This is a genomic window from bacterium (assembly GCA_023382385.1).
Lineage (GTDB): Bacteria > Electryoneota > RPQS01 > RPQS01 > RPQS01 > JABWCQ01.
In genome coordinates, this window is record JAHDVH010000002.1 from 288,883 (window position 1) to 312,092 (window position 23,210).

Here is a 23,210-nt window from a genome sequence, read left to right on the forward strand (position 1 = left end):
TTTTTAGTAATTTTCAATGCTCTCGACAACTTAGAGTTTGGTGAGCTGCAAATATCAGCTTACAAGTACAAGATTAGGAGAACAGATCGTGGCAACGGAAGCCAAAGACAACAAGAAGAAGGCCAGCCCCAACGGCGGCAAAGGCAAGACGAAAATTTATCAGAATTTTATCGCGGGCAAGTGGTGTGATTCGTCGAACGGCAAGATTTCGGAGAATCGCAATCCGGCGCAATGGTCGGACTTGATCGGAACATTCCCGCACAGCACGACGGAAGACGTGGATCGCGCAGTGAAGTCGGCGCAGAAGGCGTTCAAGACGTGGCGTCTGGTTCCGGCTCCGCACAAGGCGAAGTTGTTCTACAACTTGGTGGACATTCTGACCAAGCGCAAGGAGCAGTACGCCTTTGAGATGACTCGTGAGATGGGCAAGCCGATCTTCGAGACACGCGGCGACGTGCAGGAAGCAATTGACACGGCGATGTATGCCGTAGGCGAAGGCTACAGACTATTCGGCAAGACGGTTCCCTCGGAATTGCCGAACAAGTTCAACATGACCATCCGCTTTCCGATCGGCGTGTGCGGACTGATTACTCCGTGGAATTTCCCGATGGCCATTCCGTCGTGGAAGATCATTCCCGCGCTGATGTGCGGCAACACGGTAGTATTCAAGCCTGCGGAAATTACGCCGTTGTCTGCGCACAATCTGGTGGAAGCGATCCTCGACGCGGGATTCCCGCCGGAGATTATCAACATCGTGCACGGGTCGGGCCGCGAAGTCGGCACGCACATGGTGACTCATCCTGATATTCCGGTGATTTCCTTCACAGGGTCATCGGCAGTCGGCAGGATGATTGGCCGCGAAGCGAGCGGGATGCTCAAGCGCGTTTCGATGGAGTTGGGCGGCAAGAACGCGCAGATCGTGATGAACGACGCGGACATCGATCACGCAGTGGATTGCGCGATCTGGGGCGGCTTCGGAACAACCGGACAGCGCTGCACGGCGTCATCACGAGTGATCGTCGAGGAAGGCGTTCACGATCTATTTGTTGAGAAGTTCATCAAGGCCACCAAGAAGCTCAAGATCGGCTACGGCAACGACGCGGGCATCACGATGGGACCGTGCGTCAGCGAAGGACAGCGCAAGACGGTGGCGGAATATGTGGAGATTGGCAAGAAGGACGGCGCGACATTGGTTTACGGCGGCAAGATGTTGACCAAGGGTGAGCACGCCGACGGCTGGTTCCATGAACCGACCATCTTCACCGATTGTAAGCCGAAGATGAGAATCTCGCAGGAAGAGATTTTCGGACCGGTGGTGTCGGTGCTGAAGGCCAAGAACTTTGACGACGCGATCAAGATCTGCAACGAGATCGACTACGGTCTGTCGAGCGCGATCTTCACGAAGAATATCGACAATGCGTATCGCGCGTTCCGCGATTTGGAAACGGGCATCACGTACGTGAATGCGGCGACCATCGGTGCGGAAGCGCACATGCCGTTCGGCGGCATGAAGGCGACGGGCAACGGCCACCGTGAAGGCGGCTGGGAAGCCTATGAATTCTACTCAGAGACGAAGGCTTGCTACGTGGATTACTCGGGCAAGCTGCAGCGCGCACAGATCGACGACTGAGAACTGAGCACGGGCGGGGCGAAGGCTCCGCCCGTGACTCCAGCATTCATGCCTGAACCCGCGACCAAGAAACAGGAGCTTTCCGCGAAGCAGCGCGCCGAGTTGCTCATGGTGCTTTCAGAGCGATTTGAGGCGAACGAGAAGCGGCACAAGGGAATCAGGTGGGCGGACGTGGAAGCGAAACTGCTTGCGACTCCCGCGGCGCTGTGGTCGCTAAGCGAGATGGAGCGAACGGGCGGCGAACCGGATGTGGTGGGGTTTGACAAGAAGACGGGCGAGTTTATCTTCTTCGACTGTTCGGCAGAGAGTCCGACGGGCCGCCGCAGTCTCTGCTACGACCGCGATGCACTCGAAGAACGCAAGGAGAATAAGCCGAAGGGGAACGCGGTGGATGTTGCCGCGGCGATGGGTATCAAGCTTTTGACCGAAGAGCAGTATCGGGAGCTTCAGAAACTTGGTGAATTCGACTTGAAGACTTCAAGTTGGCTGCAGACTCCGGTCGACATTCGCAAGCTCGGCGGCGCAATATTCGGCGACCGCCGCTACGACAAGGTGTTCGTGTATCACAACGGCGCGCAATCGTATTATGCCGCACGGGGATTTCGCGGTTCGCTGAGAGTCTGACTTCCGCGCAGATGCACACTTTTTATGCCACGCTGATTGAGTTTAACACGTGGGCGAACAACAAGACGGTTGACTCGCTGAAGTCGTGTGGCGAGGTGCCGGAGAAAGGTGTCGAGCTGTTCTCGCACATCTTGCAGAACAACTGGTATGTGCTCGATTTGATTGAAGGCCGTGACGACGGCAGACGATGGTACGGCGCGGCGGACTACACGTTGGAAGAGTGCATCGAGACTATCCCCAGGATTGATCGGGCTTACAAAGAGCTGCTCGCAAGCGCTGGACAGGCGGGACTGGAGAAGCCTGTGACTTTCGTGGATGCCGCTGGCAGAACTGTCACGCGGACCATCGCAGAACTGATTTTTCACACGCACGACCACTGCACGTATCATCGCGGACAGATTGCGGCGCTGGTGCGGCAAGCGGGCGGAGAACCGGCCAAGACATGGTTTAACAGGTTTATAGCAGAGACGCGGACATGAGAGCCTACTATCAGCGGCTGTTTCATTTCGATCACTGGGCGAATGTTGAAGTCGAAAAATCGCTAAAGAGCTGCGCGGTTCCGCCACCGAAAGCAGTCGCGCTGCTAAGCCACTATTTGCAGGAGCAATGGGTGGCGCACAAACTCTTGACGACCGGAGTAGCCACGAACCGCAACGAGATTGCTACGCTGACGTTCGAGGAATGTCAGGCTGAAATCCAAAGGCTCAACATCGCCTGGCGGGAGTATCTGGCAAATAAGCCGGACTTGCACTTTGACACAAGTTTCACCTACACGAACGCTGTCGGCAAGCCGACCGACCGCGTGGTGGGAGACCTGCTGACAGACATCGTCGATCATGGGACATATCATCGCGGGCAAATCGCCACGCTGGTGCGGCAGGCGGGCGGCGAGCCGGCAAAGACTTGGTTTACCAGATGGGTGAAGGAAACGAAACGCGGGACGACGGTATAATTGCGGGCCAACGGTAGTCAAAAGAAGTAGTGAAATGAATCTATCTGACATGTTAAAAGGCGCCCAGAGTATGCTTGGCGGTCAGCAGGAAGAGACTAACATCGCCGCGTTAGCAGGACCCCTGTTGGGCATGCTTCAGAAGGAGAGCGGCGGAATCGGTGGACTGCTGGAGAAGTTTCAGAGCAGCGGTTTAGGTGATGTTGCTCAGTCGTGGGTCGGCACGGGCGACAACCTTCCCATATCACAGGATCAGCTGATGCAGGTTTTCGGCGAGCAGAAGCTCGGTGCGATGGCTCAGGAGTCGGGAATGGATTTGAAAAAGTTCCTTCCAATCCTGATGGCCGCGCTTCCGATGATCATCGACAAGTTAACACCGGATGGCGAGGTTAACGACAAGAGCAACAATCTTCTCGAACAGGGCATGGGCTTGCTGGGGCAGTTCCTGAAGAAATAGAAAGTCCGGCGGTGTGCAGAGTCTTTGTTTGCTGCTTCCTGTTGCTGTTCGGCGCAACCGTCGCAACAGCACAGGAAGTCTCCGTGCCGCTGGACAACGCAGGCAAGATCTTTGTCATAACGAGTGAGTTGGAAAACAAGCTCGGGCTGTTTCTGGAATATCCGGGCTTTGTCGAGGCACGGCTCTATCAGGCGAATGATAGTGCATATTTTCTCGAAATTCTCGAGCAACGGGATTCGAGTATCGTGCGCATGCGCGTCCCGCAAACTCTCGAACAGGTCAGGGAACTGCGCAAGCAGGTTTCGAGTGCGATCGCGCAGCGTTCCCCGCAATCGATGTACGATCAGGATGGTCGCGGCGGGTTGATTATCAACAGCGCGATATTGTCTGCAGGGTTTTACGGCTGGGCCATTCCGGTAGCCTCGAAAGCCGACGGATCAGGCGCGGTTGCGCTCTACTTCTTTATTACGGCGGCGGGCGTGTTGGGTCCCTACTTCGCAACCGAGAACGCAGACATTTCGCGCGCGACGGCGATGATGGATTTTTACGGTGGCTCACGCGGCATTGCGCACGGCATAGCACTGTATTACGCGTTTGACCCTGAAGAGGACAGCGAACGCGCGCCCTACGGCTGGGCCACCATCTTCAGTCTGGGCGAACGGATCGCATTGAATCAGTGGTCCGCGAAGTCCGGAATGACCGTTGGAAAGGCCGCAGTGATTGGAGTGGGAGGGGATTTCGGTCTGGGCATGAGTGCGATTCTGGTTTCCGGTCACGAGTTGTGGAACCGTGAGCACCAAAGCGTGGCGGGGATTTCGATTCTGGGCGGTTCGTTGATTGGGATGATTGCCGGAACACAGATGGCGGATCAGGGGAGTTATACACGGGGAGACGCGTATGTGCTGCGCGGTATCGGAATCCTCGGTGCGGCATTGCCGGCGGCTCTCGCGGACGTAGGAGAACAAAGCGGCAAGACGGCCGCGAACTTGGCGACGCTGGGCACAGTCATGGGGTTGGGTCTCGGGCACGGCCTGTTGCGCAACAAGGATTTCTCGAGTTCGCAAGGTTTGACAATTTTGCTGGCCGAGTTTGGCGGCGCTGCTTTGGGAACTGCGGTGGTAATCGCTGCCAAGCCGGACGATTCAGGTCCCTATTCGATGGCCGCCGCAGTCGGCGGGACTCTGGGATTCATGCTCGGATATGCGAACGCCAGCCGCTCAGGCCGCACGATTCGCCGGACGTCGGATTTGGAAATCCATTTCAATCCTCTGCCGCTGATGACCGAACTGCCGCGAGGCTCGAATGCGGAAACGGAACATCGCGCAGGGCAAGCGCTGTCGCTCACCTATAGGTTCTAAGTATGAATGAACTTGCTTCGCATCTGAAACAGATTCAGAAGGCCTTTGAGGGCGACGCCTGGCACGGGCCGTCACTCATGGAGGCGCTGGACGGTGTGGACGCGCATATTGCCAAACGACATTGGATTGACGGAGTGCATACGATTTGGGAGCTGGCGTTGCATACGGTAGCGTGGAAGCGCGCAGTGACCAAGTGGATAGAGGGAGACGATTCGATTCGCGTAGCGGACGACGAGAACTTTCCTCATCCTGAACAGGGCGACACGGCCGAGTGGCAGCACGTGCTGAACCAACTTCGAGTGGCCCAAGCCGAGCTTCTGACGACCGTTTCGCATTTCACGAACGAGAAGCTCTATCAGAATCCGCCGGGCCGCGAGACCGTTTATTCGGATTATATTTTTGGCATCGTTCACCACGATCTCTATCATGCCGGCCAGATTATGCTGATCAAGCGCGCGGCGGAGAAAGAGATTCAGCGGAGCGGAATGAAGTAGACGCGGTTTTAATATGCCGAATGAAGAATATCTCACAACTGCCGAAGCGGCCAAGCTCTTGAAAGTGAGCCGCGGCACGGTGTGTCTGCTGGCTCGCGAGGGGCGGCTGCCGGCCTTGCGGGTGGGCAAGCAGTGGCGGATTCCACATGAGGCACCGGAACTCTGGATGTATCGGCAGAAGCAGGCGGCCGTGCGAAATGCCAAAACGACCACACAACGGTCTGCGGCGCGGGCCAAGCGCTCCGGATTTGATGATTTATTGAAGTTGGCCGCGCCAATCAAACTGCGCAACAGACCTTGACGTGCTGAAGTGCATTGACACAAGCATTCTGCTGGCGGCCACGGATACGACACATCCGCTGCACGCTCGCGCGGCAAAGTATTTGAAGAACTGCGCGGGGGACCCGTGGGTGACGTGCGTGTGCTATGAGAGTCTGCTCCGCTGGTGTGACGTGATTACTTCAAGCGAGCACTGCGCGGCGCCGCTCAAGCCACTGGTTGTGCAAGGTGCGCTCGACGCAATGTTAAAGCGCAGAGAGCCATTGGTGTTGTACGGCGACGAGCAAATCTTGAGACGGGCGCTGAAGCTGTCCGACCGGCACGCTGCGCTGAAAGACCACCTTCACGAAGCACACGTTGCGGCGACGGCGATGGCGCATGGCGTGAACACGATTGTGACTGCGGACAGCGCGCCCTACATTTCGATTCGCGATTTGACGGTCGAAAATCCGTTTGAAACTTTGTTTGCCTGAAGCTCGTGGCAAACTGGTTTGAGGTTTCGAATTTCGGGTTTCAGGAATTCTCCGCAGGGGGTGTGCGGACCTTTGCCGTGGTGGAAGGACAGCAGAGCGCGTTTCCCATAGTGCTCTTGCACGGCACGCCGGCCGCAAGTTTCATCTGGTCTACCACAATTGCGGCAATCGGCCGCTCGCGCCGATGTATTGCACTCGATTTGCCCGGGTGGGGCCGCTCGCTTGAGCGGAACGGTCGGCCGCAACTGGTTTTGTCGCGCGAAAGTTTGCGCAAATGGCTGAGTGATGTCGTGCAGGCACAGCAGATTCAGGAGTTCGACCTGCTGGGCATTGGCGATGGAGCACTGCTTGCATTGGAATATCTACAGGCGGAACCACAGCGGATTCGCAGACTTGGACTGATCAATACTCCTCTCAAGGCAGGTGCGAATCGCCGACTGATATGGCCGTGGCAAAAACCCGGCTGGCGGGCCGCGCGTCTGCAAAGCTGGATTGAACGCGACTCCGGACTGCCGGAAAAGACGAGACAGGCGATTGAGCCGCAGTTTCGGGAATTGTTGTCCGGCGGGTGGCATGCCGAACGCTCACCGGAGTTTCCCGTGCAGGAATTCCGCTCCGGATTTGCGGGATACAAGCGGTGCCTTCGCGAGTTTAAGGGAGAGACCCTGCTGGCATGGGGTGCAAACTATTGTTCTTACGACGAAGGGCAGGCTGCCGACTTCGCGCAGGGCAGAGAGGCTATCCTTTGGCAAGAAGCGGGCAACTTCCCGATGTGGGAACAGCCCGAGGCATATTTAGCCGAGATTGTCGAGTTTTTCAGAGCATGATTTTTCTTCATATAGACTACAATGCGCTGACCCAGCGCTGCACGGGTTCGACGGATCCTCCTTCGGGCATGGACAATTGTTGTTTTCGCCCATGAACTACTAATCGTAACCGGAGGATACCATGTCTCACATCACACCGCAAAATGTCCACGAGACGCTGTCGAAGTATATGCTTGCCGACGGCTTTGATCTCGTATTTGATCTTGAAAAGTCTCATGGCAGCTATTTCTACGATTCGCGTCACAACCGCAAGTTTCTCGACCTGTTCAGCTTTTTCGCGTCCAGTCCGGTCGGCTTCAATCATCCGAGGCTAACGTCGCCGCAGATGATCGAGAAGCTCGGCAAGCTTGCCGTGAACAACATCACGAATTCGGACCTTTACACGGTTGAGATGGCCGAGTTTGTGGATACGTTCTTCAAGATTGCGATTCCGCCGCAGTTCAAGCACTCGTTTTTCGTGGCGGGCGGAGCGCTCGGCATCGAGAACGCGCTGAAGGCTGCGATGGACTGGAAGGTGCGAAAGAATTTCGCGAAAGGCTACCGCCGCGAAATCGGCAATCAGGTAATGCACTTCGAGGAGTGTTTCCACGGCCGCACGGGTTACACGATTTCGATGACCAACACGGCCGACCCGAACAAGTATAAGTACTTTGCGAAGTTGGATTGGCCGCGCGTGCTGAACCCGAAACTGCGTTTCCCGCTGACGGAAGGTCATCTGGAAGAAGTTGAGCGGAAGGAGAGGATTGCGATTGCGCAAATCAAGCAGCACTTCCACGAACGCAGGGACGAAATCTGCGCGATCATCCTTGAACCGATTCAGGGCGAGGGCGGCGACAATCACTTCCGTCCCGAGTTTTTGAAGAAACTGCGGATGCTGGCCAACGAGAACGACGCGATGCTCATCTACGACGAAGTGCAGACGGGCGTCGGCCTGACCGGCAAGATGTGGGCATGGCAGCATTTCGACGCCGAGCCGGATATGTTCTGCTTCGGCAAAAAGAGTCAGGTCTGCGGCTTCATCGCGGGTCCTCGCATTGACGAAGTGGAAGACAACGTGTTCAATGTGTCATCCAGAATCAACTCGACGTGGGGCGGCAATCTGATAGACATGTACCGCTTCAAGACGTATCTCGAAATCATACACGACGAGAATCTGGTCGCGCATGCGGCCAAGACCGGCGAGTCGGCGCTGTTCATGCTCCAGCAGCTCAGTGACGACTATCCGACGATGATTTCCAATGTGCGCGGGCGCGGCTTAATGTGCGCATTCGACCTGCCGAATCCATCGTTGCGCAACCGGATGGTGGACGCGCTCTACGAGCACGGCGTGTGCATGCTGCCTTCGGGCACGCATTCCATCCGCTTCCGTCCGCCGCTGAACATTTCGGAATCGGAAGTCGCGGAAGGCGTCGATGTCATCCGCAAGTGCGCGGGCGAGATTCTCGAACAGGTGCAGCTGCAGCCGGCCTAAGTATAAGCGTTGTCACACGAAACTGACCGGTGCAAATCTTCAGGCCGGGGGCCCTCGCAGGAGGGCTCCGGCCTTGTCTTTTTACAGGCATGACCGAAGAGCAGGCAGCACAATTCCCCACTGGGTCGTTGGCGGTCGTGGCCACGCCGATCGGGAATCTTGGCGACCTGTCGTTTCGCGCAGTGGAAACGCTGAAGCGCGCGGACCTGTTGCTGTGCGAGGACACGCGGCACTCCAAGCGGCTGCTGGACCGCTATCAGATTCAAGTTCCCACAACCAGCTACGGTGCGCACAACCTGAAATCCAAACTCGCGTGGGTCTTGGAGCAGTTGGGGCAAACCAAGCGTGTCGCTCTGATCAGCGATGCCGGAACTCCCGGAATTTCCGACCCGGGAACGATGCTTGTGAGTGCGGTGCTTGCGGCAGGTTACGAAGTTTTCACCGTGCCCGGTCCGGCGGCTTTGATTCCGGCGCTCGTGCTGTCCGGCATGCGAACGGACAGATTTGTCTTTGAAGGATTCCTGCCGCACAAGAAGGGCCGCCAAACCAGACTGAAGCTCTTGGCTTCCGAACCGCGGACGATTGTGCTCTACGAGAGCGTCCACCGGATTCAGAAGACACTCGCGGAACTGCAGGAGTATCTCGGCAACCGAAGAGTAGCCGTCTGCCGCGAGCTGACCAAACTGCATGAAGAGATTGTGCGCGGCAGTTTGAGTGATGCGATTGCGCACTTCGAAAAGCATGAACCGCGCGGCGAGTTTGTGGTGGTGGTCGCGGGGACGGATGACTCAAGCCCCGACGTTGACGACTGACGCCGCCGAACAAGGCGCGTCACCTTTCAAACACTTTCTTACTTCTTACTTTTAGCACCTCTCTTGTATCCTGAACTTTTCAAAATTGGTCCGTTCGTGCTGCACAGCTACGGCTTGATGCTGGCGCTGGCGTTCGGATTCGGCATCTGGATTGCCTCGAAACGCGCACCGCAGCGCGGCATTTCGGGCTCTACGGTAATGGATGTGTCGGTGGCGTCGCTGCTCTTTGGTTTGGCGGGCGGCCGGATTGCTTATGTGATTACGCATTGGGAAGAGTTTGAAGACCGCTGGATTGATATTGTCTCGCCCATCCAGAGCGATGGAACCATCGGAATTGCGGGATTGGTGCTTTTGGGTGGAGTGGTGGCGGGTTTCGGCGGCGCCTATTGGATGACTCGACGGCGCGGCGCGCGCTTTCTGACTTTGACGGATATCATGATTCCGTCGCTCGCTCTGGGCATAGCTTTCGGCAGAATCGGCTGTTTCCTGAACGGCTGCTGCTTCGGCACGGAATGTCATGCGCCGTGGGGAGTGGAGTTTCCCACATCAAGTCTGGCGGGGTCTGTCTTTCCGCACATGAGCATCCATCCGACGCAACTCTACGAAGCACTCGCGATGCTTGCTCTTTTTGGATTTCTGTTGTGGCGGGATCGAGTTCCTCTGCGCGAAGGCGTGCTGACCGGATGGTTTCTCGCACTCTACGGCCTATGGCGCTACTATGTTGAAGGCCTGCGCTGGTACGAATCGGGCATGGTGTTCGGACAGTTGGGAGCACACCGCATCACCTTTTCACGGATTATCTCGGTGCTCATGGTCGTTGCCGGAATCTACTTGATACGTCGCAAATCCGCGGAGGCAAAGACTCCACGTGCTGATTAGTTTCGAAGGGATTGACGGGTCAGGCAAGTCGACGCAGCTGACACTGACAGAAGCATGGCTGACAGGGCTGGGTTACGATGTTTTGCTGACCCGTGAGCCGGGTGGCACGGACGCAGGTGAAGCGATTCGGAAGCTGTTGCTTGACCCCGGCAGCCATCTGACGGCACGGGCAGAGTTCTTGCTCTATTCGGCATCTCGGGCGCAACTTGTGGAACAGGTGCTCCTGCCGCATTTGAGAACCCCGCGCGCCGTAGCATTGGTGGACAGATATGCCGATTCCTCTACGGCTTATCAGGGTGCGGGCCGGAAGTTGGGGGTCGAACCGGTGGAGGCGGTCAATGAGTTCGCCACCGGGAACCTCTTGCCGGATCTGACACTCTACTTAGATGTGGACTATGAAACGTCTATCGCCCGCCGCGCTACTGCCGGCGGCGCACCGGATCGTCTGGAGCAGAATCCGCGCGAGTTTTTTGAAGCCGTGCGCGCAGGCTATCTCGATCTCTGCTCCCGTCATCCCGATCGAGTGGTGCGCATTGACGCGCGCCGTGGGGAAGAAGAAGTGTTTTCTCAGGTCCGGGCGGCCATCAGCGCCCGGTTGCCCAATTAGGCCATTAACCAGATAGTATTATGAAGAGACGTTTGATCCTGCTGCTGATTTCGCTGCTGCCGCTCGCGGCGGTTGCCGAAGTGCGCCCCATGTCAGCGGATGAATTGTACGCGAGAATTCACCATAACATGGGGCTGTTCGGGGACATTTTCCGCGAGATCAGCATTCGCTACGTTGATCAGGTGGATCCCAATGAATTCATGCGTGCAGGCATCGAGGGAATGCTTCGGACGCTGGATCCGTATACGGTCTATATTCCCGAAGAAGACACCGATGATCTCGACGTCATAACCTACGGCAAGTATGGTGGCGTTGGCCTCGAAATTGGCGTGCGCGGTGAAGACAAGGTCTTGACGGTCATCAGCGCGATGGAGGATTCACCTGCTCAGCGCGTCGGCATCCGCAGCGGAGACCGCGTGATTGCGGTGGACGGCAATTCCACAAAGGGCATGTCAACCCGCGAAGCCTCGCGTTACTTGCGCGGCGAACCGAATTCTTTGGTATCGCTGACGATTGAACGCACGGGAACTCCCGAGCCGATTGAGTTTGTGCTGACACGCCAGATCATTGACATCAAGGACGTTCCCTATAGCGGGTTCATCGAGCCGGGCATCGGATACATCAAACTTGCCCACTTCTCGACGCGCGCACAGAGCGAACTGGATGAAGCGCTTGTGGATTTGCAGAGCAAGGGCATGAAAGCCCTCGTGCTCGATCTGCGCGGCAATCCGGGCGGACTGATGAATGCGGCGGTGGGAGTTCTGCAGAAATTTTTGGACAAAGGCGAAGTGGTCGTCTCGACCAAGGGCCGCACACCGGATGCAAATCGCACTTTCAAACTGGGCAGCGATCCGGTAGCGAAGAGTGTACCATTGGCTGTGTTAGTTGACGGGGGTTCGGCGTCGGCGTCGGAAATCGTCGCCGGTGCGATTCAGGATTTGGATCGCGGTGTGCTGATCGGCGAGCCGACTTTCGGCAAGGGACTTGTGCAGTCTGTGATTTCCTTCGAAACGGGCGAAGCTTTGAAACTGACCACCGCGAAATACTTCACACCTTCGGGGCGGTTGATTCAGAAGGTGGACTACTTCGGGGAAGACGATTCAAGCTCTGTTGTTCAGCCACTCGACGAAGTGCCCGACTCAGGCTATGTGACGCGCAACGGCCGGAAGGTCGAAGGCGGAGGAGGGATTGTGCCGGATATTCTGGTGGAGACTCCTCAGCCCGGACAGCTTGGTGTCGAACTCTGGCGACAGGGCAAGTTCTTCGATTTTGTCACGGAGTATATGGCCGACTCTCCCGAACTGAGTGACGCCAGCGTTTCCGACGAAATGCTCGAGCAGTTCCGCAACTGGCTGGTCGAAAAGGGATTCTCCTACGCGGCGGACGGCGAGAAGGAACTGTTGTCATTGCGCGAGATTCTGGCAGACTTCGATCTTGCCGAGAATGCGGAAGCGGATTTTGCGCATCTCGAGTATTATCTTGAACTCGTCCGCGACCGTGACTTTGACATGGAACACGAGTTTATCCGTTCGAGTCTCTCCACGGAGCTGGCCAACTCACTTTACGGAAGCGCGGGCCGTATCGAAGCAAGTTTTGACCACGACCCGCAGATTTTGCGCGCGGTCGAAGTGCTCAAGAACAATGTCGAATACGACAAATTGCTGGCGGTTACGGACACCACAAATCAATCCCGCGAATAAGCGAGGCATGTGGAGTCGTATCTAATCCTGTTCGCCGTCGGTGTCTTTGTCGGGGTGCTGGGCGGCTATCTGGGAATCGGCGGCGCACTGGTGATCACGCCGGTGCTGCTGGCCATGAGTGCGGCCGACAAGATTCCCGAGACTGTTCGGTATCCCCTGGTTTTCAGTTCGACGCTCTTTGCTATTCTGGGGACTTCAATATCGGCGGGTTGGACTTACGCGCGAGCGGGCCGCGTCTACTGGCGCGGATTTAGAGTACTTTCGATTCTGGTTCTGCTCTTTTCATTTGCGGGGTCTTCGCTTGCGGCTCGTTCGTCGCCGGATGTTCTGCGCACGGTGTTCGGACTTTTCGCACTGTTGAGCGCAGGGATCCTCATCTCGCCGCTGAAGGGACATCCGGGCGGAGAATTTCATTTTCATGTGCTGCCGTTTGCCATATTGGGAGCCGCCACCGGATTCCTGTCCGCGTATATCGGCGTGGCGGGCGGGGTGCTGATGGTTCCGGTGCTGCTGTTCATGATTAAACTGCCGCCGGAACTTGCCGTCGGAACGAGCAGCATGGTCGGTGTCGTGACGTCGTTGGCCGGAATGCTCGGCTACGTATACAACGGCTGGAATGTCGCAGAGTTGCCCGCAGGCTCCATCGGTTATGTGTATCCTGCGTACGCGCTCCCGATTTTGCTCGGCACGCTGGTCGGCGGCCCGTTCGGCAGCAAGCTGAATCAAAGCAGCAGCGTGCGCCTGTTCCGCTGGCTATTCGCCGCCTATCTGGTCTTCATCGCGGTTCGCATGTTGTGGCCGCAGTAAATTTCCACTTCTCACTTCTTTATTCCCGTTTTCCATGCAAACCCTCGATTTGAAACTAATCGGTCGCGGCAAAGTGCGCGACATCTATGAATACGACGACCGGCATCTCGTATTCGTCACCTCGAATCGCGTGTCCGCTTTCGATGTGGTCCTTCCCACGCCCATTCCCAACAAAGGAACCGTGCTGAACAGGCTCACAACGTTTTGGATGCAGAAGTTTTCCCACCTGTGCGGAAATCACATCGCCGGGCAGGATTTCAGTGGCTTCGCACGGGAGTTTGCGGCATCACTTCCCGGAACCGCTGCGGGACAGGTGGAAGTCGTGAAGAAGGCCGAGATGCTGCCGGTGGAATGCGTGGTGCGCGGATTCATCACCGGTTCAGGTTGGAAGGACTATCAGAAGACCGGCGCAGTCTGCGGTCATAAACTGCCTGAGCAGCTTCGGCATTGTGAACAGTTCCCTGAACCGCTCTTCACACCTGCCACGAAGGCCACCAGCGGCCATGACGAGAACATCGACTTCGCGCGCATGAAAGATATTGTGGGAACGGAACTCGCCGTTAAGCTGCGTGATTTGTCTATGCAGGTGTATTCGGAGGGCCGTGACTATGCGAAACAACGCGGGATCTTGATTGCCGACACGAAGTTCGAGTTCGGTCTTATTGATGGCGAGTTGGTCCTCTGTGACGAGGTGTTGACGCCCGACAGCTCGCGCTTCTGGCCTGCGGACGAATATGAGCCGGGTCACGACCAGCGCAGCTATGACAAGCAGATTGTGCGTAATTATCTTGAGACTCTTGGCTGGGACAAGTCGCCTCCCGGACCGGAACTGCCACCCGAAATCGTGCAGCAGACGGCGCAGGCCTACGAAGAGATTGCTGCCAAGTTGATGGCGTAGTCTTCGGTCGCGGACGTCCGCATTGTCAATTCGTGGAAAAGTCAAGCGCGAGTCCCCCCTCGGACTCGCGCTTTCTATGGGAACTCCTGCTCCCCCGCAGAAGCAGGCATTTGCTGTTGTTTCCGGCAGGTCAAGAAACCTGCTCGGAGAAGTTGTCGTTACTTCGTGACCTTGATGGTGCGGCTCTTGGCCTCTTCAGCCTTGGGCAGCGCGACCTTCAGCACGCCGTCAGAGTAATTGGCGCTGACGCGGTCGGCGACGATGTTGTTCGGCAGACTGAAGCTGCGCTCGAACTTGCCGTAGCTGCGCTCGACGCGTATGAAGTTGTCCTTCTCTTCATTCACCACGCGGCGCTTCTCGCCCGAAATGGTAAGCACGTTGTTGTTCAGCGTGATGGTGATGTCCTCTTCACGCATTCCGGGAAGTTCGGCGTGAATCTCATAGGAATCGGAATTTTCGGCGATGTCCACATCGGGAGCCCAGCTCCGCATGATGCCGCCGCGATTCCAGCCCATCATGTCATTCAGGACTTCGTCCAGATTCGGGAACGGGTAGTTCTGTTCCACATTGCGCGGGATGTACTTGGTGATCTTCATGGTTGTCTCCTGAGATATTTGGTTAAGTTGTTTGCTTGGTTCTGCCTTCGTTGGCATGTTCACTGACCCATAAGGCAAGCGTAATGCCAGTAACATAAATTACTGTTTATAGAAAAATTATCTGAATTCTCGCGCTTGATTTCTCTGCAAAGTTGGCGGAGGCATCTGCCAGAATGATAGGGCTTATGACATTCTGGCAGGCATGTGTCAGAGTCGCATGAGGTTGCATATTCACAAGCGAGTGGCTATCTTGACAGATTGGAACCGCACTTGGAGTTTCCTCACACACCCCGCGTAGCACCATGATTTCAAAGAAGCTCTGCCCCCACTGCCTCAAAGTCATCTCCTTTAAGCATCGTTTCAAGCGCAAATGCCCTCATTGCTTTCGTGAGCTTCGACGGCACAGCGAGCAGCAACGCACCCTGCTTGGCACATGGTTCGAAGACCGCGGCAAGTGGTGGTGGTTTTTTATCTTGCTTGTGCTGTTTGTCGTGGGAGCGATGGTTGGACAGTTGGCGGGGCGACACTCTGACCTGCTGAACTTCATTAGCGGCCACCCGATCATGTTCGTGCTCACGCTCGTGTATCTGGCCGCGTTCTGCTCGATCATTTCGAGAATCTACTTCCCATTGATGATTGGAGCGCCGCGGATTTTGCGCCGCGAGCGTCCACAGGTTCGCTCCTACAAGATTTTTACTGCCGTCGGCATCGGTCTGGGATTGTTGCTTTCGATAGCGGTGGTCGGCACGCGAGACTACTTCGTTCTACTTCCCGCAAGCGTTCTGCTCTTCACATTGCCCATTGCGCTGATGTGGGCCTATCTTGCACTGGTGCTGCAGGAGCCGGACTACGAAGACGAGCGCGTGTGGTCTTATTTGACAGAACTCGGTGCGGCGGACCGCCTCGACCACCGCCATCGCGGTTACTATGTGCTGGTGATGGTGCCTGTTGCGGCCTTGATTTTCTATTGGATGATGCAGAATCAGTGGATTTATCACTGGTTTTCGGATTCTGTTCTCGTCTCCATGTTCCGTGAACTTTACATGCGCGCGACGGGCCGCTGGGAATAGACTTGGCGCAGCAGAAGTCACACTCGCATCGTCGGAGACGCGCGGCTCCCTCACCGCACAAGGCAGGAATGCTGCCCGGCAGCGTCGTGTATGGCGGTCATGCTCAGTCTACGGGAGCTACCTTGCGCGCGGTGTGCTATGACGTCGAGAATTATGAAGACGTCTTGCTTTCCGGACCGCAGGAGATTCCCGCTTTTCTGGCAAAGCCGGGAGTGAAGTGGATTGATTTGATTGGGTTGGCCGAGACGAGCACGCTGGAGATAATCGGTCGCACGTTGCGTCTGCACCCGCTGCTGATTGAAGACATTGCCAATACCAGCCAGCGCACAAAACTTGAAGAGGACGGCGACCAACTCGTCGTCTTTCTGCGGGACTTCGAGCGCAACAAAGAGACTCAGACTCTCGAAGACACGCAGGTCGCGATTGCGCTCGGGGAAGGATTTATTTTCACCTTCAATGAGACGCCGACGAGCGAACTCGAAGTCATCCGCGAGCGGCTGCGCGTAGGACAGGGTCAGGCGCGGTTGAACGGCGCGGACTATCTGCTCTACCGCATGCTTGACATGCTGGTTGACCAGTACTTCGTCGTGCTGGATGAAGTGAACAGCCGGCTCGAGTCCGTACAGGTTCGTGTGATGGAGACGCCGGGCGATCGCAACCTCCTTCCGGACATCTTCGAGGCACGGCAGGAACTATTGCATCTGCGCGCGAGTATACTTCCCCTGCGCGACGTACTGAGCGCGCTGGAGCGTCGCGAATCTCCGATTATACAACCATTGACGCGCGCTTACTTCCGTGACGTGTATGACCATACGTTGCACGTCGCCGAATCCATTGACACACTGCGCGAACTGCAATCCGCCTCGCTCGAGGTTTATCTCTCGCGGCTGTCCCTGCGGCAGAACGATGTCATGCGCATTCTGACGGTCATCTCGACCATCTTCCTGCCGCTGACTTTTCTGGCCGGCATATGGGGCATGAATTTTCGGAACATGCCTGAACTCGAGTGGCACTACGGCTACTTCGCCGCGCTCGGGGTCATGGCCGTCGTTATGATTATAATGCTGCTCTTCTTCAAGCGACGATCATGGCTTTAGCCAGGCATCTGCCTCGCTTCTGCGCAAATCCGTAAGCACTTTTTCAACTTTTCCATTTCTTCATCTTCTCTCTTAGAATTCTCCTCACATGCCTCGAACAACTCGCGCTCCAAAAAAAGTTCCCGTTTCGATTCACGATTTCAAGAAACTGGTCATGCCCAAGTCCCTTGCGGTGTCGCCCGACGGCAAGCAGGCTGCATACACGCGCTCGTGGATTGACGAAGCGAAGAACAAATCTTTCGCAAATCTGCATCTTCTGAACCTAACGACAGGCAAGACACGGCAATGGACCTTCGGTGATCACACCGACCGTAATCCGGTCTGGTCGCGCGATGGCAAGAGATTGACCTTCTTCCGCCACGAAAAGGGGGAAGACAGAATATACTGTCTGCATATGGACGGCGGTGCGCCGGAGCTATTGTGGAAGGGGCGCGGTTCACTGGCCGGAATGGAATGGGCGTGCGGAGACACCTGTTTGGTCGTAAAATTCCGCAAAGCCGATCCCGATCCCGAAGCCGAGAAGGCCATCGCAGAAGGCAAAGAACCGGAAGGCAAGGCTCCGATTGTGCGCCGGATTACACGGCTCTCCTACCGTTTGGACGGCGCAGGTTTCTTCCCGCAGGACCGCTTCCATTTCTACAAGCTTGAACTTGCATCCAAGTCATGGTCACAGTTGACGCGCGGGCAGGCCGATGACGGAGCCTTTGCGGTGTCTGCGGATGGAACGATCCTCGCCTACGTGACAAATTCCCACCGTGACCCCGATCAGCATCCGTACGACAATGACATTATCTTTTTGAATCTGAAAAGCGGAAAACGCAAGATGTATCCCGGTCCGCAAGGCGAAAAGAGCACCTTGAGTTTTTCGCCGGACGGCAAGTGGCTGGTCTATCTGGGACATCATAATAAGAAAGACGCATGGGGAGTTGAGCCGATTCATCCGTGGCGCGTGGACTTGCGCAACGGCAAACTCAAGAATCTCACACCCAACTTCGACCGTCAAGCCGAAGATTTGTCGCTCTCGGACATCGGATTTGATTTTGAATCATCGCGCGTAACGTGGAGCCGCGACTGCAAGAGCATCTTCTATCCGATCTCGGATCGCGGCGACGTGGCCATTGTGCGCACTCCGGTTGCGGGCGGTGAGCCAAAGAAGTTCTGGGCCGCCGCCGGACAAGCTCCAATCTATGATCTGAAGAATAACACGATGGTCGTCGTGCATGCGGGCTTTCGCGCGCTGGGCGACCTGCACATCTGCGAAGACGTCTCCAAAAAGGGCGCGCGCTTCCGCAAACTGCTGACTCACAATCACGGATATCTCAATTCGATCGAGATGTCGAAGGTTCAGGAAGTCCGCGTGCCCTCGACCGACGGCGCAAGAGTGCACACCTTCGTTTTTACGCCGCCCAACTTTTCGCCGCGCAAGAAGTATCCTGCGATCGTCTACATTCACGGCGGCCCGCGCACTCAATACGCTCGCGTGTTCTTCCACGAAATGCACTTTCTCGCTGCGCAGGGCTACGTCGTGGTCTGTCCCAATCCGCGCGGAAGTCAGGGCTACGGACGCGCGTGGGCCGAATCCATCGTCGCGGCATGGGGCACAAAAGACTGGGAGGATGTGCAGGCGGTGACGGACTGGATATCGGAACAAAAATACGTCTTGCGCAACCGCATCGCTATTTGCGGCGGAAGCTACGGCGGTTATATGACCAATTGGGCTCTCGGCCACACGCGCCGTTATCGCTGCGGAGTCACCGACCGTTCGGTCGTCGAACTGAAGACTTTCGCCGGTTCATCGGACATCGGATACTTCGACCACATGGAGTTCGGCGGATTCTATTGGCAGAATCCGGAAGGCTACACCACCATGTCCCCGCTCACGTATGCCGAGAATATCAAAGACCCGCTGCTGATTGTCCATAGCGAAAACGACCAGCGCTGCGCGATTGAGCAGGCCGAGCAGCTGTTCGTTGCATTGAAGGTGCGCGGCCGCACCGTGGAATTCCTGCGCTTTCCCGAAGAGTCGCACGGGTTGTCGCGCGGCGGACGTCCGGACAGGCGCGTCGTGCGCATGGAGGCCTATCTTGAGTGGTTCAACAGGTATCTCAAGAAGTGAGCAAAGCTCCCAAGCGCTGCGGCTGGCCGGCGGACGATGAGCTGATGATTGCCTACCATGACACCGAGTGGGGCGTGCCGGTGCATGACGACCGCAAGCACTTCGAGTATCTTATTCTCGATGCCTTTCAAGCCGGACTTTCGTGGCGCACGATTCTCCACAAGCGGGAGAATTTCCGCAAAGCTTTCGCCAATTTTGACTACAAGAAGGTCGCGAAGTTCGGGGACAAGGAGTTCGAGCGGCTCATGAATGACGCGGGCATCGTGCGCAACCGCCTGAAGATTCTCGCCGCGATTCAGAATGCGCGCGCCCTGCTGGAAGTGCAGAAGGAGTTCGGCAGCTTCGACGCCTACATCTGGCAGTTCACGAAGGGCAAACAACTCGTGAACAAATTCAAGTCCATGTCCGAGCTTCCTGCCAAGACCGCCGTGTCGGACGCGATGAGCAAAGATATGTTGAAGCGCGGATTCAAGTTTGTCGGCTCCACCATTTGCTACGCCTACATGCAGGCCGCAGGCATGGTCAATGACCACGCCGTGAGCTGTTTCAGACACAAGGAATGCGCGGCGCTGGCGAAGAAATGAAATAGATTGGACTGTGTATGAAGATCGCATTGATACCCGGCTCCTTGCGAGCCGGTTCTTACAATAGGAAACTGATAGCTGTCGCGGAAGGGCTGCTGAACGCGCACGGCGTGTCGACAGACTTGCTGGACTTGAAGAAATTTCCGGTTCCCCCCTATGATGGCGACCTCGAAGCTATGAGCGGACTGCCCGAAACAGTCATAAATCTGAAATCACGCATCGCCGAAGCGAGCGCCGTCGTCATCTCAAGCCCCGAATACAGCGGCGGCATTCCGGGAATGCTGAAGAACGTTCTCGATTGGACGTCGCGCGGCGGCAAGAGTCCGTGGGTGGGAAAGGTCGTGCTGTTGATGGGAGTCAGTGACGGACCGTGGGGCACGAACCGCATGCTGCCGGCTTTCAGGCATTCCATGTCCATCATGGGCGCATTCGTCCTGCCGCAGACCGTGACGATTCCCTACGCGGGAAAAGTCTGGAGTGATGACGGCACGCTGCTCGACGATACGCTTCCTCCTCGCGTGGACAAAGTGCTCGAGCGGCTGCTTGAGTTTACAAAGAAGATGACCGGCTAAGTTTAACAGGTTCGGTTCGCTCATGCAGAAAGTCCTTCGCTGGACATACAGAATTGTTCTCTTTCTTGCGGCAGTCGTTATTCTGACTGTCTTGCGCGAGCTTGTGCTGTGGTTTCAGTTCTTCCGCGAATTCGGCATGTGGGCGGCCTGGCTGTATGTCGGAGCCGCAGCCGCACTGGTCGCCTACTTCGTCGTCCTTCCGCTTTGGCGAATCTTCACACTCCCCAGTTTCGGGATGCCGCTGAATGCCCCGACCGACCGTCAGAAACGGCAGGCTCTCGAGCGGCGCGGCAGATTACTCGGGCTGACGCGCCACGATGTCAAGCAGCGCAGTGACGCGGAGTTGATGGAACATATTCAGCGTGAAGTTGCGGCTCGCAGACCCGAAGCGGACGCCTTGCGCAGGAAATACGTCACTGCGGTGTTCATCGGCACGGCCGCATCGCAAAGTGCCGTCATTGACCTCTTTCTGGTCGTTTCGGCGGCATTGAAACTGACGTGGAAAACTCTGCAGCTCTACGGCGCTCGCGTCCCGCTGCACGACACACTCGCGATTCTCAAAGATATTGCCATCAGCGGTGCGGTCGGAGCGAGCGAACTTGCGGAAACGGGAAGCAATCTGCTCGTCCAGATTTTTATGAAAGGCGGAGCGAAGCTGCCGGGACTGAATATCATCACGGAGTCGGCGGCGGACGGATTCGTGAACGGCTATCTCGTCTGCCGTATCGGACTGGTCACCGAAAATTATTGCACGATTGCCTACACAGACGCCTCGGCGCACTGGAAACCCTCAGCCAAAGCGGTGTCTCGAACGCTCACCGATGTGTTGCAGGAGTCGCGCGACCAAATCTTGAAGTCCTTCGGCCCCGTCTATGGAGGAGCCGTCAATCTCTTCCTCGGCTGGCTGAAAACGGAAGTAGATCCTGCGGAAGACCGGCAGGAAGAATCAAAAAACTATCTTAACAAACTCACAGAATTTATTAACAAGTGGCGATCCGGACCAGAGACAACATAAGAAACGTCGCGATTATCGCGCACGTCGACCACGGCAAGACCACGCTCGTCGATGCGATGCTGCATCAGGCGGGGGTCTTTCGCGAAAATCAGCACGTCGCCGAGCGTGTGATGGACAAGCTCGACCTCGAGCGCGAAAAGGGCATCACGATTCTTTCCAAGAACACCACCATCAAGTGGCAGAATAACCTCATCAACATTCTGGATACGCCGGGCCACTCCGACTTCGGCGGTCAGGTGCAGCGCGTGCTTAGAATGGTCGACGGCTGCCTGCTGCTCGTGGATGCCAGTGAAGGCCCGCTTCCGCAGACAAGATATGTGCTTTCCAACGCGCTCGAACTCGGGCTGTCCCCCATCGTGGTCATCAATAAGATTGACCGACCCGACGCGCGCATCGGGCAGGTGCTCGACGAAGTGCTCGAACTCTTTCTCGATTTGGATGCCAGCGAAGAGCAGTGTCACTTTCCCGTCGTTTACACCAACGCCAAGATCGGCACCGCGACGCTCGATCTGAGCACGGAAGGCGAGAACTTGATGCCGCTCTTCCGCTTGATCTTCGATAAAGTCCCGCCGCCGCAATACGATGATGCCGCTCCGCTTCAATTGCAAATCACGACGCTCGACTACAGCGACTACGTGGGCCGTATCGGCATCGGACGTATCGCCAACGGAACCATCAAGCAGGGAGAGCAGGTCGTCCTGATCAAGAATGACGGTGCCAAGTCTCAGGCGAAAGTCGCGCAACTCTACATCTATGACGGGTTGGCCCGCGTGGACGCCAAGAGTGCGTGGGCGGGTGAAATCGTCGCGCTCGCCGGTCTGGAAAATATGGACATCGGCGACACCGTGACCTCCATCACCGATCCGCGCCCGCTTCCGCCGTTGAAGATTGACGAGCCGACGCTCGAAATGGTGTTCAGCGTCAACACGTCGCCGTTTGCAGGTCGTGAAGGCCAGTATGTCACCACGCGCCAGATTCGCGACCGGCTCTTCAAGGAGATTCAGGGTAATCCCGCACTGCGCGTCGAAGACGCCGAAAACATGGACGGCTACCGCGTCTACGGGCGCGGGGAATTGCAGATGGCCATTCTGATTGAAACCATGCGCCGCGAAGGCTACGAGATGAATGTCGGACGGCCGCGTGTGCTCTTCAAGAACATCGGCGGCCAAAAGATGGAACCCTACGAAAGCGTCTTGATGGACTGCCCCGAGGAATTCGTCGGCGTCGTCACCAGCACGCTCGGGATGCGCCGCGGCCGTATGACACACATGACCGACCACGCCACCGGCTGGGTGCGGCTGACCTTTGAAATTCCCATGCGCGGTTTAATCGGCATTCGTCCGATTCTGCTCACCATGACGCGCGGAACGGCCATCATGAATTCGCATTTTCTTGACTATCGTCCGGTGGAAGGCGACGTCACGCAGCGCGCGACCGGCGTGCTGGTCGCCGACCGTGAAGGCCGCGTCACGGCGTATGCGCTGAACAGCTTGCAGGATCGCGGCGAAGTCTTCGTCGCACCCGGCACGCACGTCTATGAGGGCATGGTCTGCGGTGAAAACTCGCGCGACAACGACCTCGTCGTGAACATCGTGCGCGAAAAGAAACTGACCAATATGCGCGCTTCGGGCAGCGATGAGAATTACAAGATCGCCCCGCCGCGGCCGATGTCGCTGGAAGAAGCTATTGCCTTCATCAACGACGACGAGTTGGTCGAAGTCACTCCGCAGTCCATTCGCCTGCGCAAGATTTATCTGAAGGAAGAAGAGCGCAAGCAGGCGGCCAAGCGCGCCGCCCTCGCCACGGCTTAGCTGCTCCGCACATCTTGAATAATAAAGCCCGTGCATTTCTGCACGGGCTTTCGTTTCTACTCTGCGCCCCTCTCCCCACTTCGA

The 23,210-nt window shown here is 56.7% G+C and carries 25 protein-coding genes; 24 read left to right on the forward strand and 1 reads right to left on the reverse strand.

The annotated features are described in order from the left end of the window. The first annotated feature begins 154 nt into the window (after positions 1 to 154). The 17 genes from KJZ99_05455 (at position 155) to KJZ99_05535 (ending at position 14,265) form a co-directional block, all read left to right on the forward strand. Positions 155 to 1,630, forward strand: coding sequence for an aldehyde dehydrogenase family protein (locus KJZ99_05455; protein MCL4305340.1), 1,476 nt, complete (start codon positions 155 to 157; stop codon positions 1,628 to 1,630). 48 nt (positions 1,631 to 1,678) lie between these two features. Next, positions 1,679 to 2,254 carry a DUF4256 domain-containing protein gene (locus KJZ99_05460; GenBank protein ID MCL4305341.1) on the forward strand — a complete coding sequence of 192 codons (576 nt, stop codon included), beginning with the start codon at positions 1,679 to 1,681 and terminating at the stop codon, positions 2,252 to 2,254. Between the two features lie 11 nt (positions 2,255 to 2,265). Further along, positions 2,266 to 2,733: a hypothetical protein gene (locus KJZ99_05465; protein ID MCL4305342.1), complete on the forward strand. Its 468-nt coding sequence runs from the start codon at positions 2,266 to 2,268 to the stop codon at positions 2,731 to 2,733. Further along, positions 2,730 to 3,206 (forward strand): hypothetical protein, encoded by a 477-nt coding sequence (locus KJZ99_05470; GenBank protein ID MCL4305343.1) that lies wholly within the window; start codon positions 2,730 to 2,732, stop codon positions 3,204 to 3,206. The genes KJZ99_05465 and KJZ99_05470 overlap by 4 nt, the downstream gene beginning before the upstream one ends. Positions 3,207 to 3,255: 49 nt before the next feature. Further along, a complete protein-coding gene (locus tag KJZ99_05475) occupies positions 3,256 to 3,660 on the forward strand; it encodes a DUF937 domain-containing protein (GenBank protein ID MCL4305344.1) in 405 nt (134 codons plus the stop codon). An 11-nt stretch (positions 3,661 to 3,671) separates the two neighbouring features. Next, positions 3,672 to 5,018 carry a hypothetical protein gene (locus KJZ99_05480; GenBank protein ID MCL4305345.1) on the forward strand — a complete coding sequence of 449 codons (1,347 nt, stop codon included), beginning with the start codon at positions 3,672 to 3,674 and terminating at the stop codon, positions 5,016 to 5,018. A 2-nt stretch (positions 5,019 to 5,020) separates the two neighbouring features. After that, positions 5,021 to 5,512: a DinB family protein gene (locus KJZ99_05485; GenBank protein MCL4305346.1), complete on the forward strand. Its 492-nt coding sequence runs from the start codon at positions 5,021 to 5,023 to the stop codon at positions 5,510 to 5,512. A gap of 13 nt (positions 5,513 to 5,525) precedes the next feature. Beyond that, complete coding sequence (locus tag KJZ99_05490) at positions 5,526 to 5,813, forward strand: helix-turn-helix domain-containing protein (protein ID MCL4305347.1); 288 nt, start codon at positions 5,526 to 5,528, stop codon at positions 5,811 to 5,813. Position 5,814: 1 nt separating this feature from the next. Next, the gene (locus KJZ99_05495; GenBank protein MCL4305348.1) at positions 5,815 to 6,264 is read left to right on the forward strand and encodes a PIN domain-containing protein; all 450 of its coding nucleotides are present in this window, start codon (positions 5,815 to 5,817) and stop codon (positions 6,262 to 6,264) included. 5 nt (positions 6,265 to 6,269) lie between these two features. After that, a complete protein-coding gene (locus KJZ99_05500) occupies positions 6,270 to 7,091 on the forward strand; it encodes an alpha/beta hydrolase (GenBank protein MCL4305349.1) in 822 nt (273 codons plus the stop codon). 121 nt (positions 7,092 to 7,212) lie between these two features. Further along, a complete protein-coding gene (lat, locus tag KJZ99_05505) occupies positions 7,213 to 8,562 on the forward strand; it encodes an L-lysine 6-transaminase (GenBank protein ID MCL4305350.1) in 1,350 nt (449 codons plus the stop codon). A gap of 89 nt (positions 8,563 to 8,651) precedes the next feature. Then, positions 8,652 to 9,374 (forward strand): 16S rRNA (cytidine(1402)-2'-O)-methyltransferase, encoded by a 723-nt coding sequence (rsmI, locus tag KJZ99_05510; protein ID MCL4305351.1) that lies wholly within the window; start codon positions 8,652 to 8,654, stop codon positions 9,372 to 9,374. Positions 9,375 to 9,437: 63 nt separating this feature from the next. Next, positions 9,438 to 10,253, forward strand: a complete 816-nt coding sequence (lgt, locus tag KJZ99_05515) for a prolipoprotein diacylglyceryl transferase (protein MCL4305352.1) — start codon at positions 9,438 to 9,440, stop codon at positions 10,251 to 10,253. Next, positions 10,243 to 10,860 (forward strand): dTMP kinase, encoded by a 618-nt coding sequence (gene tmk / locus KJZ99_05520; GenBank protein MCL4305353.1) that lies wholly within the window; start codon positions 10,243 to 10,245, stop codon positions 10,858 to 10,860. Before lgt ends, tmk begins: the two co-directional genes overlap by 11 nt. 20 nt (positions 10,861 to 10,880) lie before the next feature. Continuing rightward, a complete protein-coding gene (locus KJZ99_05525; GenBank protein ID MCL4305354.1) occupies positions 10,881 to 12,560 on the forward strand; it encodes a S41 family peptidase in 1,680 nt (559 codons plus the stop codon). A 9-nt stretch (positions 12,561 to 12,569) separates the two neighbouring features. Beyond that, positions 12,570 to 13,367, forward strand: coding sequence for a sulfite exporter TauE/SafE family protein (locus KJZ99_05530; protein MCL4305355.1), 798 nt, complete (start codon positions 12,570 to 12,572; stop codon positions 13,365 to 13,367). A gap of 34 nt (positions 13,368 to 13,401) precedes the next feature. Beyond that, complete coding sequence (locus tag KJZ99_05535; GenBank protein ID MCL4305356.1) at positions 13,402 to 14,265, forward strand: phosphoribosylaminoimidazolesuccinocarboxamide synthase; 864 nt, start codon at positions 13,402 to 13,404, stop codon at positions 14,263 to 14,265. A 158-nt stretch (positions 14,266 to 14,423) separates the two neighbouring features. On the opposite strand, the gene KJZ99_05540 is transcribed toward KJZ99_05535, so the two are convergent. Continuing rightward, complete coding sequence (locus KJZ99_05540; protein MCL4305357.1) at positions 14,424 to 14,861, reverse strand: Hsp20/alpha crystallin family protein; 438 nt, start codon at positions 14,859 to 14,861, stop codon at positions 14,424 to 14,426. A gap of 302 nt (positions 14,862 to 15,163) precedes the next feature. Between KJZ99_05540 and KJZ99_05545 the strand changes: the two genes are divergently transcribed. The 7 genes from KJZ99_05545 to typA all read left to right on the forward strand — a co-directional run bounded on the left by KJZ99_05545 (position 15,164) and on the right by typA (position 23,126). After that, entirely contained in the window at positions 15,164 to 15,931 is a 768-nt protein-coding gene (locus KJZ99_05545) for a hypothetical protein (protein MCL4305358.1), read from the forward strand. A gap of 2 nt (positions 15,932 to 15,933) precedes the next feature. Continuing rightward, positions 15,934 to 17,028 (forward strand): magnesium/cobalt transporter CorA, encoded by a 1,095-nt coding sequence (corA, locus tag KJZ99_05550; protein ID MCL4305359.1) that lies wholly within the window; start codon positions 15,934 to 15,936, stop codon positions 17,026 to 17,028. A gap of 154 nt (positions 17,029 to 17,182) precedes the next feature. After that, positions 17,183 to 19,144, forward strand: coding sequence for a S9 family peptidase (locus tag KJZ99_05555; GenBank protein MCL4305360.1), 1,962 nt, complete (start codon positions 17,183 to 17,185; stop codon positions 19,142 to 19,144). Positions 19,145 to 19,188: 44 nt separating this feature from the next. Beyond that, complete coding sequence (locus KJZ99_05560) at positions 19,189 to 19,728, forward strand: DNA-3-methyladenine glycosylase I (GenBank protein ID MCL4305361.1); 540 nt, start codon at positions 19,189 to 19,191, stop codon at positions 19,726 to 19,728. Between the two features lie 17 nt (positions 19,729 to 19,745). Then, positions 19,746 to 20,300, forward strand: coding sequence for an NAD(P)H-dependent oxidoreductase (locus KJZ99_05565; protein MCL4305362.1), 555 nt, complete (start codon positions 19,746 to 19,748; stop codon positions 20,298 to 20,300). A 22-nt stretch (positions 20,301 to 20,322) separates the two neighbouring features. Then, on the forward strand, positions 20,323 to 21,315 hold the full coding sequence (locus KJZ99_05570) for a YcjF family protein (protein MCL4305363.1): 993 nt from the start codon (positions 20,323 to 20,325) through the stop codon (positions 21,313 to 21,315). Then, positions 21,294 to 23,126 carry a translational GTPase TypA gene (typA, locus tag KJZ99_05575; protein ID MCL4305364.1) on the forward strand — a complete coding sequence of 611 codons (1,833 nt, stop codon included), beginning with the start codon at positions 21,294 to 21,296 and terminating at the stop codon, positions 23,124 to 23,126. The genes KJZ99_05570 and typA overlap by 22 nt, the downstream gene beginning before the upstream one ends. Positions 23,127 to 23,210 lie beyond the last annotated feature (84 nt).